Consider the following 17057-nt stretch of genomic DNA (forward strand, 5'->3'; position numbering starts at 1 on the left):
CTTCAGCCTTCAACCTTCAACCTTCAACCTTCAACCTTCAACCTTCAACCTTCACTCTTCACTCCTCACCTTTCAACCTTCAGCCTTCAGTCTTCAGCCTTCAACCTTCAGTCTTCAGCCTTCAGCCTTCAACCTTCAACCTTCAACCTTCAGTCTTCAGCCTTCAACCTTCAGTCTTCAACCTTCAGTCTTCAGCCTTCAACCTTCAGTCTTCAGCCTTCAGCCTTCAACCTTCAACCTTCAGTCTTCAGCCTTCAGCCTTCAGCCTTCAGCCTTAAACCTTCAGTCTTCAGCCTTCAGCCTTCAGCCTAAAAAATACGGTTATCGCCCCAACCTAACGAAACTTGTTTCAATTGGGTTGCGGGCACAGCCCGTATTAGTAACTCTGAACTCTCAAGTTCATAACTCCACCCGAAATACTGCTCCGCCACTTTCCTTGTTATACCCTCTGACCACTCCACCATGAGCATCAATAACATATGATACAAAGGCCAGTCCCAACCCGCTGCCTTTATTTTTGGTGGTAAAAAAAGGCTCAAAAATTTTATCTTCCATACTCAAGGCAATACCTGGTCCCTGATCCTCAACTTCCATAATCCACTTATCCTGATGCCAGCTTCTGACCAAAATTTTTCCAGAGTGCTCATTGGCCTCTATGGCGTTTTTCAGCAAATTGTGCAGTGCCTTGGCCATCAGATCTTTATCCGCCTGGCTCACATACTCTTTGCTTTCTATAGATGTTACCAGTTCAAGGGTATCCCGGTCATACTGTACCTGCAATCTGTCCACACATTCACTGACCAGCTGATTTAAGTCAATATCACGCAGATCGGGCCGTGACGGCCTGGAAAAGGCCAGAAAATCCTCAAGAAGGCGGCTGATGCGTCTGATTTCATCTTCAATATAGTGGACCATGGGGTCATTACTGGTTAAGCCTGCTTCATCTTTGAGAACATCCAAAGAGCTTTTAATGATGCTTAAAGGATTTTTAACTTCATGGGCAATGAGCATGGCAAATTTTCCCAGTTCGGCCAGGGTTTTCTGTCTAGCCATATCTCTATACAGCTTTTCAAGCTGTTTGTTGCTTTCATCAAGAGAGTCAAGCATGGAGTTAAATGCCAGAGCCAGCTCACGAGTTTCCGGGATCGTATCCGGTCTTGCCCTTACTTTTCTGCTTCCGGATGCTATTCTGCCGGCAACATGGGCAAGCTTATTTACCGGGTTAACCAGAGATCTGGATATAATATAAAACACAAAGATGGACAACAAAGCCACACCAAAGGATAAAACAGCAAAATTACGGACTAATGAAGCCTGAATGTCATTAATTTCATGCAAACTGAAATAAATTGCGATCTGACCTATTATGTCACCTGGCTGCTCAATTCCCGCAAAATCCCTGCTATGGAATGGTTCCTCTCCCACAGCACGAAGCATCACACTGGAGTAGACAACTACATAATCATACAGCTGGCCTTCAAATAGGGAAACCAACTCTTTTCCCTGCGAATCAAATATTTCAACACCTGCCACATCGGATTCTGACAACAGGCCCATACCCAGCCTGGAAAGCATCTGTTCATCACCAATAAGAATACCAAGCTCAGCGTTTCGTGCCAGATAACCAGCCAGAAATTCATTTCTTTCTTCAAACCTGGCCAGTACATAACGCTGGGTCATGCCAAAGCCAAGATATCCCATGACAAACACCGCCCCCCCAATAAGAACAAAAGCCGTTGCCAGCAGTCTGAAGTGAAACCCGGGCGATTTCATTGATTTGCTCCTGGCAGGTCAATACTTAAACTTCTGAATACTCTGTGGTTAATCAGCAGGTCATAGGCAGGTGTTACGCTGGGACAATACCCATAGCGCAGCAATTCTTCAGTCAGGCCTGCGGTCTGCTCACCTATACGCCCAAAATCAAAGGCAAAAGCAATGGCTGCTCCTGAATCATAGAAAAACCTGTTGTAGCCGATAACCGGCTTGCCATGCAAAAGGGCTTGCTTGATTATATATTCAATCAAGGTCTGTGAGATAACGGTCTGGTCCGGGATAAGCCATATGGCATCAACATGTGCCCAATGTTCACGGAGCACTTCAGGAATATCTCTGCTGGACTGAACTCTGAGGGGAATAAGTTCTAAATCTGATTGTTCTGATTGTTTGCTGGCCAACTCAAAAAAGGTGTTATTTATGTTGGGATCAAACAGCAGGCCCAACTTTGATGCCTCCGGCAAAGCATCATTAATATCGCGAAGCTGGTTGATGGCTGGAATACGTAAAGCCACGCCGCAGCCCAGGCCATTTGCATCCTGGGCAAGTATGGCCGGGTTATGAACCATGGTATATATTGTTGTCAAATCACTTTGTTCTGAAATGGACATGCTTATGGAAGCGGCTTCAGGACCTATGGAAATAAGAACATCAAAATCCCGGGCCAGGATTTCCCTGATGATTCTTTGCGGCTGCTCAAGATCATACTGTTCCAGAACAAAAGCACTATGCTCAATGCCTGCGTCTCGATTAAGTGATCGCCTGAGCCCATCCAGGGCATCCATGTATGGTTTAATGTGTCTGGATACAACAAGTGCGGCAGAGATGTCCCCGGTCTGGGCCGAGGCGGAGGGTAACCATGGAAAAAATAAAAATAGAAACAGCAGAAACCATAATAAAGTTCGCCCCACACGGCGGTATGAATTAAAGCCGGTATCTATCATGATCCTGTAAAAATCTGTGACTTTTTAGCCTGCTACATATACTCAGCATTAAATACATACTTTTTTCTATTACAGTGCTTCTATTTTATATCATGCATCCTGAGCAACAATAGTAAAGACCTTCGGGTACGGCACCGGGACTGGTTCTTCCTGGACCCACTTGCCTTCAAAGTAACTAAAACCAAATTAGTAATAAATTCAGAGCATTATGATTTTACCGTACAGATTGCTTCGGTCGCTCTGGCTCCCTCGCGGGTGACAGGTTTTGAGCAACTACATCCCTAACAGTTCAGGTGTCATTGCGAGCGAGTCTTTTTATCCCGTTGAATACACGCAGTGTAGGCGCAGCCATTCAACTGGGGCGAGCGCGGCAATCTCAAACGTGCTAAGGCTGATTTTTTAGTTACTCACAAGTTTGGTCCCGGTCCGCCCGGGTGAGGAGCTTACAAGCGACTATAATCGTTTTGCTAATAAAATTAGACGGTTACATTTTTTACATTTTTCACATTTTTGCTCATGATTCATGCACACATATGCAAGAAAAGTTCCGTCAAAGATGGAAACTTTGCGCCTGGCACAGCTTCCTGCCCGGAGGCTTACAGCCCGGAGGGGGACTGTCCCTCGCTGTGTAAATTTTTCCATTGAAGCAAATTTCTTTCAGGAACCAATGCAGCATCAATATTTTTTATAGTACCTCGCGGGGACTGTCCCAATTTCCAGAAAAGTGACAGAATCGTAAAGTTACTCACACGTTCGGTCCCGGGCCGCCCGGGTGAGGAGCTTACAAGTAACTACAATCGAATATCCAATAAATTCAGAATATTATGCTTTTGCCATACAGATTGCTATGGTCGCTTAGGCTCATTTGTGGGTGACAGGTTTTCAGCAACCACATCCCTGACAGCTCAGGTGTCATTGCGAGCGAGTCTTTTTATCCCGTAGAATAAACCCAGTTTTGGCGCAGCCATTCAACTGGGGCGAGCGCGGCAATCCCTAACGCGTTAAGGCTATTTCAAGTTGCTCAGAAGTTCGGTCTCATGCCGCACCGGGTGAGAAGCCTACAAGTAACAACAATCGTAGATGTGTTATCTCAGTCAGAAGCTGTACTAACCCGACCATTGAACAAAAAAAGTTTATTCTACCCTGGGGATAAGCAGCATTGCAATAAAACCGAGGAAAATAAAAACGAAACAAAAGTAGTGCTGGCAAAACAAACCAGAAATAAGATAATATTTTGAAATAACAGAAAATTTCGTCTAAGCATGCGGAAAATGGGGTTAAATCTTCTTCACCAACTCCCACATCACCAGATCCGCAAACCGAGGAAGTGTCTACCCAAGATAGTATTGTCTGCTTATTTCCAACGTCCTTTGTTCGCGGAAACGGTCTTTTTCAATGTTTTCCTGAAGATTGTCTCTTAGATTAGCATTGATGTGTCTGAGTTTATCCTTAATATCCTTATCTTCCTTCATCTCAAGTTTTTTCCCGGCCTCAAAGAGTTTATTCATCCATTCCATGGCCTGCCTCCCTTAAATTATTGACATAAATGGGTTCGGGGTCATCATTGAGTTTTCCGGATGCCCCATTGCATATAAACTGTTTCCCAATCCTGGCCGCTATCATTATTTTTTCAAGATCAGCGTATTCCATTGCTGTGGCGTCAAATATAAACCGTGAATCAACATAGTCAGGATAAGAGTCTCTGGCAATATATTCGATTACCCAGATAAATTTGGGCATCTTCAGCATAAGCAATTGCGCCCGGTATGTCTCATCAGCGATATGGTCAAAAATAAACCTCTTGAACGATTTCGAAGAAGTCATGAAAACTCTTCTGTACATAGTGTTGTGCGGTAAAAAGGACCTTTCAACCTGGGGCAAGACCCGTGTAAGCAGAGTCAGCACATCCAGATACATCTTTTCATATAGAGGCACTATAATAGAATCAATGTCAGATATTGAATTTTTACCTTCAGCTCCAACAACTGAGTATGGCGGATAGTTATCGTCAACTGAAAAATATCCTTGAATAAGATCAGACATGGGGGCTATCTGATGTTGAACAACTTTTGTCGGCGCAATTTTTAAATGACCAGTAACGGTAATCGCATGTCTTTTTTCTCTCAGTCCAGCAACAATAGGAATTCCAGATTCAATAAAAATATAGATAATTTCATTAAAGATCTTACGGTCATTAACTACTTCGCTGAAATAAATTTCCGGATAAAATCCTATCAAGCTGAAAATACTTGATATATTCTCAATCGTCAGTCCTTTGGATGGAATTTTACGGGTATGAGAAGAGGCCAGTTCAAATATCTGCTGTATAGTATGCTCCGCGTATTGGGGGTATTTTTCACTGTAATACCTGGCAATAGCCCATATAGATACTTGAGCGCATCTGGAAATATTCGCATCCTGCTGCATCCATGGAAACGCGTCAACAGTATAAGTTTTACCCAGCAGGTGAACCTCAAATCTGGTTAAAAGTAGATGGCCGGGCCTGGTTGACAATGCTTTTGGATCGATACACCCTCGCCCAAGGTTAAAAGGCGAAGTGTTTCTGAGCGTAAAAAAGCCAAAATATTTTTCATTTTCACCAAACAAGTGAACTCGGTATGAATTTCTGTCTATCTGCCTGTGTCTTTTAGAAAAATCACTGTAAAAGGTGCTCCTGAAATCCTTGTCAACATAGGGATACTCCAGAATAAGTTCCTGTACGCAATCAGCCAGGCTTTCTTTAAGCATTGTGGCAGAGTGATCTGACAAATAGTCGGAACCGACTTTTGCTTCCAACTCTGATACCTGGTTAAAGCTTTCTATCTGGATTAAACTGTCATAAAAATTTTGCATTTGTGTGGTACATTTATTTGATTTTATGATTTTTTGCAACAGGCTGATTATTACTCTTATTCCGCTGGCCTGTTGCGTATAATGCGGCACAATACCGCAAAGTCCGGTCCGGGAATGGTGGAACGGTTTCTGTTTAGCGGACGCGGAGCATATAGCAACTACCTGCGTAGAGCATGGGAACATAACAATCCAAATGACATCAAAAAATACAAAAATACAATACTGGCTGGAGATATCAGATTACGATCTGCAAACAACCAGGTCAATGCTTGACGCGTGGAGATACCTCTAAGTCGGGTTTATGTGTCATCAATCCATTGAAAAAATTCTCAAAGCACATTGGCAAAAGGTGTTTTCTGCTATTCCTCCCCGTGCACACAATCTGGCATTGCTATCTCAAAAAAACAGGGTTGCTGGATGAGATACCTTCAGAACATACTGATTTTATCGATGAACTGAAACCTCTGAATATTCAGGCTCGCTATCCGGAATACAGGAATTTGCAGTATAAAAATCTGAAACATGGTCATACCCAAGAGATTTTAAGCAAAACAGAGGAGCTGTTCAAATGGATACGCAAGAGGCTATAACTTTAGCCAGAGACTATGTCTGTAGAGTAAAACAGATTCTGGAATTTGACAGCGCTTACCTTTTTGGGTCGTATGCTGCAGGACATCAGGATCAAAACAGTGATGTGGATGTAGGTATAATTGTTTCAAAACACATGAAACTTACTACTGCCCCCCGATAGAGGGACAACTATATTAATCTGCTTACCTTAAAAAGGTTAAACTATAACCAGAGGTTTCATCTTATTGTCCCGTAACCCGCAGCACCTCTTCTATGGAAGTTGTTCCTTCCACCACTTTGCTCCAGCCATCACTGCGAAGCAAAGTCATACCCTGTTCAAGGCCCATCTTGCGGATGGCAACCACGCTTTTGTTCTGCAGAATCATTTCTCTGATGTCATCATTAATCACCATAAGCTCAAAAATTGCAATACGCCCGCTATAACCTGAAAATCCACATTTCTGACACCCGGCAGGCTGAAAGATCTCTTTGGGTCGTCCATTAAAACTGAGCCCGTATTTTTCAATAACTACCTCATCCGGAACAAATTTTTTCTTACATTCAGGACAAAGAATACGCACCAGTCGTTGGGCCATTATGCCAATAAGCGATGAAGCCAGAAGATAGTCTTCCACCCCAATTTCAATAAGCCTGGATATAGCCCCTGCTGCATCATTGGTATGCAGGGTGGAAAAGACCAGGTGCCCGGTCAAAGCTGACTGAATGGCAATGTCTGCTGTTTCCTTGTCCCGTATCTCACCTATAAGTATAACATCAGGGTCCTGCCTGACAATGGATCTAAGGCCTGACGCAAAGTTAAGCCCGGCCTTGGGATTGACGTGGATCTGATTAATGCCGTCAAGCTCATATTCCACCGGGTCTTCAATGGTTATTATCTTTTTATCAATGGAGTTAATTGTATTCAGGGCTGAATAAAGTGTTGTGGTTTTTCCGCTTCCAGTTGGCCCGGTTACAAGCAGTATGCCATAGGGAGAGTGAATCAATTTCTGAAAAAGCTTGAACTCTCTTTCAGGAAACCCGAGCTTTTCCAGAGAAAAAGAGGTGCTGGTTCGATCCAGGAGGCGCATGACCACGCTTTCACCGTAAACTGTGGGCAGACAGGAAACTCGTATATCAATATCCTTGCCAGCTATCTTGGTTTTAATCCGACCATCCTGTGGAATGCGTCTTTCAGCGATATCTAACCTGGCCATAATCTTGAGCCTGGTGCTTATGGCCTGCTGCATGTAAGGAGGAAGGGTCAGGTGTTCATGCAAAAGACCATCCTGCCTGAACCTGATGAGCAGCCTGTCCTCAAAGGGTTCTATATGAATATCGCTGACCTTTTCTTCCACCGCGCTGGTCAAAAACTGGTTTACCTTTTTGATGACAGGAGCTTCTGAGGCCAGATCCTTGAGATGCTCCAGATCTTCAAACTCATAAGCTGATTCAGAAACTTCATCTGCCTGGTCATCTTTGGCCTGCTCCCTGCCTTCCTGATGGAAGTACTCGTCAAGCCACTGAGTAATTTTTTCTTTGCGAGAAAGTAAAATATATACCCGTCTTCCTGGGTATAACTTCTTCAACGTATCTAAAACAAGATAATCGAAAGGATCATTTACAACTACCCGGACCTGTTTTTCATTCAGTTCTAAAGGCAAAAGGTTATGTTCCTGGAGAAACACAGGAGAGATATGGGAAAATTGATCAGGATCAAAATCCTGCGGAAGTTCTTCGAGAAGCTCATAATTATAAGCGTCCCTGACCAGAGCCAGGTAGTCATCCTCTGAAACCAGTCCGGAACGAACTGCAAGACGATGAAAAGGCTCATCACGTCCACTGGCACCCACCATCCGGTCATAATCTTTGCGGGTTATCAGATTGTTCTGAATCATCAAATCTACTATACTGGACATATATCTCCGAAATTAAGCGTATTAAAAAAACAGTAAAACTGTTACGTTAAACTAAACAGCCAAACTACGGGCTTAGAATCACCTCATATTTTCCTTCAGATCATCAAGCTTGGATAGAAAATTCCTGGTCAGGAATCTTGAGTCATCCTGACTGATAATAACATGAGGGGTGATGAAAACCAGCAACTCCTTATTCTGAGTCCTGCTCCTTTGCTCCCCAAAAAGATTGCGAACTCCTGGAACTCGACCCAAAAAGGGTACCCCGGTATAGCCATCGTCTCTAATTTGCTCCATAAGTCCGGCAATGACTACGGTTTCCTGGTCGCCTACAGCAAGCGTAGTTTCTGTGTGCCTGGTGTTGACCACAGGGGCCTCAACCTCTCCGATGGTTTGGTTGCCCACAAAAGTGCTGACCTCCTGTGATATCTCCATACGGACCATGCCACGCTGGTTTATCTTAGGCGTAACCTTTAAAATAATGCCTGTATCCCTGTACTGGATAGTAGTATCCACCACGTCCGAGCGATCTGAATCATCAACTCTTCTTCTTGAAGAGGTTGGGTAAGGAATCTGATCTCCAATGTTAATGGTAGCAGGTTTATTGTCAGAAGCCAGTAATGTAGGAGTGGATAAAATCTGCATCTTGGACTCACTCAAATTAGCCTGCAAAACAGCTCTCAGTCGATTGGCGCTGGCAATGCCAAATACACCTCCCCCCGTAGTAGGAAAAGCTGATCCCTGCTGCCCTGGACTTCCTGCACTTACAGCTCCAGTAACTCCATCACCAAAACTCAAAAGATATCTCCAGTCAACCCCAAGAGAAGATTGATCCGTCAGATTGACTTCGGCTATTACCACTTCAATCAATACCTGCCTTGGATACAAGTCAAGCTTTTCAATCACGGACAGGACTTTGGGATAATCGAGTGAATTACACCTGGTAATAATGGAGTTTGTCGTACTGTCCACGGTAAAAGTTACTCTGCCGCTTAACTCACCACTTACTGAACCCATGACTGCAGAAGAGCGCTCATCCCCTTCACCCGCATCAGGTGATCGGACAGGTCCATTCTGGTCATTTCTGTCTCCTCTATCCTCAAACACTCCCTGCAGAGAGGATACGATTTCCTCAGCATCACCGTATTGAACATAATAGACGTATATGTTTTCATGGTTCCTGCCAGTGAGAAAATCCGGAAGTTCCTGGTCCAGACCATCTACCCAGGCTTCAACAAAATCCAGCACCTGCTCACTTCTTGTTACAGCCAGTACCATATTCATCCTTTCTAAGGGCAGAAAAGAAACCCTGGCTCTGGCTCCCACATGAGTTCTCTCCAGACCGAAAGTTTCAGCAATACCCTTCAATTCTTCCGCAGCATCATCTGAACTTATGTATCTTAAAGGAAAAACTTTGGCATAAACATCAGCAAAAATACTTTCATCAAAAACATTGACCAGTTCAGAGACTCTTTCCAGAGAATGTGGAAAGTCGGATACCAGCAGCACCCCCTTATCCTCATGAGCGTAAACCTGGGCATTTTGAGAAAGATATGGTGTCAGAATATTAATCATCTCAGAGGCAGCAATAAAATTTAACCTGAAACCTTGAATGATCTGGCCCCTTCTCGGCGTTTTTTCCGAGTCTGGAAAAATTATTCTATCATGAGCAATATGTCTGGATACTTTTGACTGGGGTAGAATTTCCCAGACATTGTCTGGTCTTATCATAGCCATATTATTTACCCTGAGCACTCCTGACAACAAATCAAGAAGCTGCTCAGAGTTAAAGTTGTCGTCAACAAAAAGGCTGACACGACCAGAAACATCAGGGTGAATGATGTAGTCCTGCTCCAAAAGCTTCATAAAAACTCTGACCACTTCCACAAGGTCAGCATCATAAAAACTGAAAGACAGATCTTTGGGAGATTCATCAGTTTCATCGCGGGTAAAAATCTGATCCCGCACACTGATGGGCGAATCTGCAATTATTTCCTGCAGCCTGGAATTAAGCCTTCTGGCTTCACTTTCAACCCCTGGACGCTCTCTGACTGTTTCTTTTTCCTGAACCTCATCAAGCATCATCTCCGCTTCTTTTCGCGGTATATCAACACTTTGAGGCAGACTCGTCTTACCTGCACAGGATATACATAATAAAAATATTAAAAAAATGCCGATTCTTTTCATTTACAATTCCTTTAGTAACTTGCCGCTTCAATTCTGCCTGCCCTGAGAAACAAATCCCAGGGATTTCCTGTACAGCAGGATTTTTCCGGGTCAGCAAAAAGCAAGAAAAAATTTGACACAGACAAAAGCAAAAATATCCATGCGCCCAAACCTTCAATCTTAAGCCTTCATTCTCCAGCCTTCAGCCTGCAATCTTCAATCTTCAATCTTAAGCCTTCCACCTTCAGCCTTCTAAACCTTCAGCCTTCATTCTTCATTCTTCAGCATTCAGCCTTCTAAATCTTAAGCCTTCCACCTTCAGCCTTCAGCCTTCCCCTCAGTCTTCAGCCTTCCACTCAGAAACCCCTTGATCGCCTAATTTACCGGTCTGTATATAGGTCCAAACGGAGTGTCAATCCTGCGCATGGTTCCCTCCTCAACCTGTACTTCCATTTCTTGCATGCGCTGTTCCCTGTCACCTGGATCAGCACTTTCTCTCATTCTCTGCAGCAGCTCAGGTAAACTGCCTGGTTGCGGGGCTGCACCAGAATCTTCCTGGGTTCCAGGTGCTGCAGGACCCGGACCCGCTTCCTGGGCTGCAGAAACCGGAGTTCCAGGCCCCGCTGGCTGTCCAGGTGCTGCTGCCTGAGAAGGCTTTGATGGTACTGTTTCCTTTCCGGATCCCCCAATCACAATAGACATTTGAGCCCGGCCTGAAGTCTCCACAACCTGCCTTTCATGACTGAATAACCCTACTTCAAAACGATCATTTCCTGATTCAATAATTACTGAATCTCTATCAACCTGAGCCACCCGGAAGATCTCTTCGCCACCTTCTCGCTCATGATAGACAGTCTCGCCCTCTACAACCAGCCTGCTCCTGGATTGTTCAGGTAAACGCTGGTAATATATAAGAGCCATTTTTTCATCACCCGCAAAAGTAATCCCATAAAGCTTGAACTCTCGAGGATTCAATCTTTGCGCCCTGGGGGGTTCCGGCTCCTGCTCTGTCACTGCAGGCGGAGGGGCCTGCCAGGCCTTGCGATCAGGAGAAAAGAGGTTTTTTTGCGCCACAACTTCAAAGCTACGGCCAGCAGCATCTCTTTGTATATTCAGCATGGCTCTCAATTCTTCCATGGTAACATCAGGATCTTGAGCTGTCTGCACGTCAGCCACAACAATATCCTTTTGTGAATATTCCTTATAGCCCCTGACACTAAGTCCAAGCACGAGCATGCCTGCCATAACAAATGCCAGAGTTACGAACAGATGGGGGCCTTTAATTTTTTGAATAAAATTCTTCATGACATTGTCCAGGCAACTATTTCAGCGTTAAAGTTGTAGTATCTTCTCTCTCTCTGGTTCATGACTTGAATCTGAATCTGATCCACAAAGAGAAATTTATCATTTTCCTGAGCCATTCGCAAAAAGTCTCTGATGGCTCCAATTTCACCCCTGGTGTTTATTCCAATTTTAAGATTGGTTATATCTCCCTGACTGGTCCTGGGCAGCATTCTCATACTCAACACATTGATATTGGCCTCATCTGCAATGGCATTGACCAGGTTCTGCAATTGCGCCTCAGCAAGGGCCGGTGTAGAAGCTCTGATCAACCCTGCATCAAGAAAATCTCCCCTGAAGCTGTTAAGCACATTGTGCTCATGCTGAAATCTTTCAGAATTGGCCATCACCCTGATCAGGCTGTTGTAATGAGTCATCTTCATATCAATATCATTCTGGATATTCATGGCATAGCTGTTATAAACGCCTGTCAAAAACCTGGCCAGTACCAGAAGAACCAGAACAGCCATGACTCCGATCAGAAGGATTCTAATCCTGTTACTGCTGTTACCTGCGCTGTCAGTATTAAACTGCAGAATGTCCTTCATCTTATCCATCATATCACCACCTCCGCCACTACAGTAAACCTGTCTCTGGCACCTGACTTGGTAACCGGAGAGCTGAACCTTACTTCTTTGAAACCTGGGGAATTTTCTATAGCTTCAATTACCGCTGTTGCTGAATCAGCCTCTCCCTGGATTGTGACACTTTTGTTGGAATAATCCAGCCTGTATAGCCAGGCGCTTTCAGGCACCGCCTCGGTCAATTCACTTAATATACTGATAACCGAAGGGTACCCCCTTTTCATTTCAGCCATGGCTTCTATGCTGTCCATAATAGCACTGCTTTCATGCCTCAAACGATTAATTTCCTCGGCGCTGTCACTGATTCTTTCAATGCGATTTTCAATTTTGGTTAAATGCCTTTTCTGTCCAGCCAGCTTTGAGACAGGCATGACAAACAATGTGACGATAAAAAACAGTATGCTGCCGTAAACCATGTAGGTATTTAAGGCCTTTCTTCTGCGAAGATAGTCCGGCAGCAGGCTGATTTCATATCCTGTCATTGACTTGGAGCCGGATTTACTGCCATGGGGCTGATCAAGGCTGAGCACAGTCGTATCAGTATCAGCATCACCCACACCCAGTCTTTCAGCAAGATCATCCGGTGACATGACATGCTCCCAGAGCAATAACTTATCCGGAAGCTCTGAAATGTTGGCCAGAAGCCTGCTGGTCTCTTCGGGAAAGTATGAATCGTCTTCTATGCTGGCTGCCCAGGTCTGCATGACTATTCTGCCATTTTGATAAACCAGGCACTCCCCATATCCGTGAGCCTGAGAAACATATGTTCCATCACCATAGATGCTGGTCCAGTATAAAACTGACGGAAAAACACTGTAAAGAGTCAAGTCGTTATTAGAAGCTGACTCAATAAATGGCCTCAAAGTATCTTTGCCAATAATAACTGCGGAAATTTCCAGGGTTCCCTGAGACTCAACCACCTGATAGCTTACTTGAGCCTGATCCAGATCATAAGGAATATGTCTAATCAGGGCGTAGCGCACAGCCTGATCCAGATTTTCCCTGGCCACAGCAGGCAAACTGAAATTAATTAAAGTAAAATATCTCAAGGGCAGCCCAAGAAACCAGCGGTCTGTCGGTTGAGGATTAAAGTCCCTTCTGACCTGAGCCAGGATACCGGCAAGATCATCCACACTGTTATAACGGTATTCTCGAACTACATCCTGGGCAAGGTGAGCACCTATACCTGACATGCCTTTCTTAACAACGACCTTATCTGTTAATACAAAAACATGAAAATCAGATGTAAAAAAAATATTTATCAATTTGTCAGTCAATGTTTATTCAACCTCCTGTGGAAAAAATCCGGGAGACAGTTCTTCCCTGAGAACCATCATCCAGAACAATAAAGGCCTGGATCTCCACGTTCCTGACTTCAGCCACTCTAAAGTATTGCTGCAGCAGATCAAAATACTCAAAAGGTACAATCTCGGCAAGATCAGCCATATTAGATATGGGATTTGAGCTTCTTTTGTGGATAATGTCATCCACTACACTGTCAGAAATATTACCCAGCACCGCAAAGGTTTCCGGCGGTGCGCTGTTAATGTCCAGCATCTCATCATCACCGCGGGTAGAAAAAAAATCACTTAGCCCCGGATGATCATCTGTTCCGTAAAACCTTTCACGGGTTATGCCCCGCACCATCAGCAGTTCACGAATATCCTGGATAGTATTATTCTTGGGAAGATAGGGATCAGCAAGCCCAAGATAATAGTCTTTTTCTGCTCCCTCAGCTCTTGTCAAATCATCTTCGTCAATCCAGTCCAGGATGGAATTTGCTACTGAGGTGGTTTCAACTCCGTACTGGGCACCGCAAAGCTCTGCTATTTCCATAAGCCGGCTTAAACCGACCTGATTAATATCAATTTTGCCATGGGCGTTAAGTATTCGTATCCCAATCTCAACGTCACCCATTTCAATTATGTATGGCTCATATCTCGGAAACCACAAATCCAGTTCCTGACCGCTGAATGACTCCCACTCATCCTTGCTTTCAAAAACTCCAAGATTATTGCGATATTTGCGGTATTCATGATATCCTCTTGCCAGACCTGAATACAAAGCCTGGTAATGCAGGGTGGTATTTTCAATATTCAGGGCCTGTACCCCCATAAGCCTTGATTTGGTGGACATGTTCAGGGCAAAAATTGAAAGAAGAAGTGAGATCCATAAAACTGCTATGAGGATAAAACCCTTATGACCGGAATAAGATTTCATGGTAACCTTGAAATGCGTAACTATCTGCTAAATTATCAGTTTCTAACAGGCGTACTCAAGGCTACTGCTGCATGAACAGTATATGACTTTTCATCCAGCATAAAACTCAAGCGAACCTGTCCGGGCAAATCATCCTGGTTCCAGTGGTCTTCAGAAAGATCGCCTTCATCCATAAAAGAAACTTCACCAGAGTCATCACGACTCATTCCAAAAGGTTGGAATTCATCTATGCTGAAAGTAAATTTAAGACTTTCCACCCCTTTCAGTAAAAGAATACTGTTTTGCTCAATATGCCCCCCCGGCTTAAAGTACTCACGCTGTATTTCTGTTGCACCTCTGAAATCATCAACATTTTCTACATATTCAGGATGCGGACGGGGTGATTTATATAAAAACAGGCATGTCTCGGGATCTTCCGGACAGTCTCCTGCATAAAGAGCAGTAAAAAAAAGGCCGGCACCTGCTCCAGCCATGGCACCTGTTCCATTTCCGGTTACATAATATAGAGATGTCTTTCCACCGGTAAAAAGAGCAAGGCTGCCCATCTCCCAATTCATATTGTAAGGCACGGCCTCGGCAAGATCGGTCTCAACCAGCCTCAGCACAGCTTCAATTCTTTCATATTCAGAAGCTTGAGAGTCGTCCCTGTCCCAGACACGCACTCCGGTGGAAAAAGCAAAATACAGCACCAGCACAACCATGGAAATAATGGTCATGGAGATAATAAGTTCCAGCAATGTAAAGCCTGAGTGCTTGCCTGCCGCTATACTATGGGGCAAGCCACCGTCAGAAGGCTGCTTGCCTGTAAAACATTTCAAAGAAGCATTTGACATTTATATCGGTGATTAGTTTATAGGTAACATGGTATAGACAACAAATTCAAAAGTGAATCCTTTGGAAATCTTCACTGAAATAATCAGGTTCATGTTGCAGGTAGCGCTCGATTACCCATTGCCGCCCATTTTTGCTCTGATACTTAAACACATACCTATAAAGCTCACTGTCTATCTGCAATGTTTCATCAGACTCAGATTGAGTCTTTAAAGTTTCAACAGGCTCAATGGTTAATACCCACTGATAATCGTCTTCCTGGCCCTCCCACTGGAAATCATCATCCCGAACATCCTGAGCCATGACCAGATTGTATGCCTGCCGCATGTAAATGGTTTCAGCAACCCTCTCTGCAGCACTGTATTCCAGTCGCATAGCAGCCGATAAAACCTGGAAAAAAACAGTAACCACAGTACCTGTTATAACAAGCGCCACCAGGACCTCAATCAAGGTAAAACCCTGTCTGCATTCACTGCTCATGAAAACCATCTGTTGTCGCCTACACTTAGTAACTTACCGCTTCAATCTTGTAAAAAAAATTGTTATCAGTTATCAGTTAACAGTTAATAGTTGAAGAACTAAAGCCTGAATTCACTGCATTACCCTGATAACAAATAACAGATAACTGGGTTGTGGGCACAGCCCGCATTAGAATGGTATAGCCTTTTCAAGGGAAGCAGGGGACAGGAACTTTTGGCTCTCAAATATCTATCTGATGAATGGGAAAAACCTGACTTACTGAATATTAACAGAGCATTCCCTCACTCCCCAGCTCCAAACCTTACTCTGCCCATGAACGGGTCTGCTTCAGGATGATATTCATGCTCCTGGGACTTGATGAAAAAGTCTTCCAAAATCAAAGAACCATCAGAAAAAAAAGATGCAAAAACATACCTCTCGGAATGATCTTTGTCTTTAAAAACTATTTCAACTCCTTCGGGCACCTGAATATTCCTTCCTTTCAGTTCATCAGTTATCAAAGCCTTTTCAGGATAATAAAAACACAGATTGGTCCTGCCATCAGCTACAGCCTGCCCTCTTGCAGCCTGCAGGAACATGGACAACTCCGATGCAAAAGAGCGGATTACCACTGATTCTTTCTGCCGGAAATTTACCCCGAAAAATAGGCCCATGGTCACTGAAATAATCAGCAGCACCACAAGCATTTCCAGCAGACTGAAACCTTCAGGCGTTGGCAGTTCTGAGCAAGAGGGCGTTTTAATTCTCCCAACTCCTGACTTCTGCATTGTCACCTTCACCACCAGGCTGTCCATCAGCACCTAAAGACCATAAATCATAGTCACCATGCTCACCAGGAGATCTGTACTGGTAGTCACTGCCCCATGGATCCTGAGGAATTTCCCTCGGCAGATAGGGACCATTCCAGTTGCGCACTCCGCTTGGCTCGCGTCTGAGAGCCTGCAGTCCCTGCTCAGTTGTCGGATAACGACCTACATCCAGACGATATGAATCAAGAGCAGTGCCCAACAACTCTATTTGAGCCCTGGCCGTACCCACACGAGCGTCATCCACATGCCTGAAAAGCCTGGGCCCCACCAGAGAGGCCAAAAGTCCCAGGATAATCATAACAATCAAAAGTTCAATAAGAGAAAAACCTCTCTGTTTACCCTTAGCCGCCAGAATTTCTTTGTTTCGCATTATTTTTATCCATCCTCCGTATATATTAATCTTTCAGCGATCTTCGTTCAAGTGCAACCCATCATGAATTACCACTCAATCTACTTTCTTCTTCTGCTGATTCTGCTTCTGCTTTTTTCAGTGTCTTTCCGTGTATTCCGTGGGCAATTCTTCTCTTTTCTTTTCTGTTCTCTGGATCCTGCCTCCGCCCCCTGACTTCTGAC

Annotated in this window: 15 protein-coding genes; 1 reads left to right on the top strand and 14 read right to left on the bottom strand. The window is 44.2% G+C overall.

The window, feature by feature from the left end; genetic code table 11:
- Positions 1–399: 399 nt before the first annotated feature.
- From LZ23_RS15305 to LZ23_RS15320, 4 genes are all read right to left on the bottom strand, one after another.
- Positions 400–1773 (bottom strand): sensor histidine kinase, encoded by a 1374-nt coding sequence (locus LZ23_RS15305; protein WP_045215376.1) that lies wholly within the window; start codon positions 1771–1773, stop codon positions 400–402.
- Positions 1770–2717: an ABC transporter substrate-binding protein gene (locus tag LZ23_RS15310; RefSeq protein ID WP_045215377.1), complete on the bottom strand. Its 948-nt coding sequence runs from the start codon at positions 2715–2717 to the stop codon at positions 1770–1772. Before LZ23_RS15310 ends, LZ23_RS15305 begins: the two co-directional genes overlap by 4 nt.
- A 1331-nt stretch (positions 2718–4048) precedes the next feature.
- The gene (locus LZ23_RS15315) at positions 4049–4234 is read right to left on the bottom strand and encodes a hypothetical protein (protein ID WP_045215379.1); all 186 of its coding nucleotides are present in this window, start codon (positions 4232–4234) and stop codon (positions 4049–4051) included.
- Positions 4218–5570 (bottom strand): hypothetical protein, encoded by a 1353-nt coding sequence (locus LZ23_RS15320; protein ID WP_157493252.1) that lies wholly within the window; start codon positions 5568–5570, stop codon positions 4218–4220. Before LZ23_RS15320 ends, LZ23_RS15315 begins: the two co-directional genes overlap by 17 nt.
- 568 nt (positions 5571–6138) lie before the next feature.
- On the opposite strand from LZ23_RS15320, the gene LZ23_RS15330 reads away from it, so the two are divergent.
- Positions 6139–6321, top strand: coding sequence for a nucleotidyltransferase family protein (locus tag LZ23_RS15330; protein WP_045215382.1), 183 nt, complete (start codon positions 6139–6141; stop codon positions 6319–6321).
- A 61-nt stretch (positions 6322–6382) separates the two neighbouring features.
- On the opposite strand, the gene gspE is transcribed toward LZ23_RS15330, so the two are convergent.
- From gspE to gspG, 10 genes are all read right to left on the bottom strand, one after another.
- Positions 6383–8056 carry a type II secretion system ATPase GspE gene (gspE, locus tag LZ23_RS15335; protein ID WP_045215384.1) on the bottom strand — a complete coding sequence of 558 codons (1674 nt, stop codon included), beginning with the start codon at positions 8054–8056 and terminating at the stop codon, positions 6383–6385.
- Positions 8057–8134: 78 nt separating this feature from the next.
- Positions 8135–10240 carry a type II secretion system secretin GspD gene (gspD, locus tag LZ23_RS15340; protein WP_045215385.1) on the bottom strand — a complete coding sequence of 702 codons (2106 nt, stop codon included), beginning with the start codon at positions 10238–10240 and terminating at the stop codon, positions 8135–8137.
- 354 nt (positions 10241–10594) lie between these two features.
- On the bottom strand, positions 10595–11524 hold the full coding sequence (locus tag LZ23_RS15345) for a hypothetical protein (protein WP_045215387.1): 930 nt from the start codon (positions 11522–11524) through the stop codon (positions 10595–10597).
- The gene (gspM, locus tag LZ23_RS15350; RefSeq protein WP_045215389.1) at positions 11521–12120 is read right to left on the bottom strand and encodes a type II secretion system protein GspM; all 600 of its coding nucleotides are present in this window, start codon (positions 12118–12120) and stop codon (positions 11521–11523) included. The genes LZ23_RS15345 and gspM overlap by 4 nt, the downstream gene beginning before the upstream one ends.
- Complete coding sequence (locus LZ23_RS15355) at positions 12117–13421, bottom strand: PilN domain-containing protein (RefSeq protein ID WP_045215390.1); 1305 nt, start codon at positions 13419–13421, stop codon at positions 12117–12119. The genes gspM and LZ23_RS15355 overlap by 4 nt, the downstream gene beginning before the upstream one ends.
- Positions 13422–13428: 7 nt before the next feature.
- Positions 13429–14364 carry a type II secretion system minor pseudopilin gene (locus LZ23_RS15360; protein WP_045215391.1) on the bottom strand — a complete coding sequence of 312 codons (936 nt, stop codon included), beginning with the start codon at positions 14362–14364 and terminating at the stop codon, positions 13429–13431.
- A 35-nt stretch (positions 14365–14399) separates the two neighbouring features.
- Positions 14400–15143, bottom strand: coding sequence for a PulJ/GspJ family protein (locus LZ23_RS15365; RefSeq protein WP_198146008.1), 744 nt, complete (start codon positions 15141–15143; stop codon positions 14400–14402).
- Between the two features lie 100 nt (positions 15144–15243).
- Entirely contained in the window at positions 15244–15675 is a 432-nt protein-coding gene (locus LZ23_RS15370) for a PulJ/GspJ family protein (protein ID WP_198146009.1), read from the bottom strand.
- 281 nt (positions 15676–15956) lie between these two features.
- Positions 15957–16442 (bottom strand): pilus assembly FimT family protein, encoded by a 486-nt coding sequence (locus LZ23_RS15375; protein ID WP_045215393.1) that lies wholly within the window; start codon positions 16440–16442, stop codon positions 15957–15959.
- Positions 16414–16854, bottom strand: a complete 441-nt coding sequence (gene gspG / locus LZ23_RS15380; protein ID WP_045215395.1) for a type II secretion system major pseudopilin GspG — start codon at positions 16852–16854, stop codon at positions 16414–16416. Before gspG ends, LZ23_RS15375 begins: the two co-directional genes overlap by 29 nt.
- Between the last annotated feature and the right edge of the window lie 203 nt (positions 16855–17057).

Origin of the sequence: Desulfonatronovibrio magnus (assembly GCF_000934755.1) — a bacterium.
GTDB classification, from domain to species: Bacteria; Desulfobacterota; Desulfovibrionia; order Desulfovibrionales; family Desulfonatronovibrionaceae; genus Desulfonatronovibrio; species Desulfonatronovibrio magnus.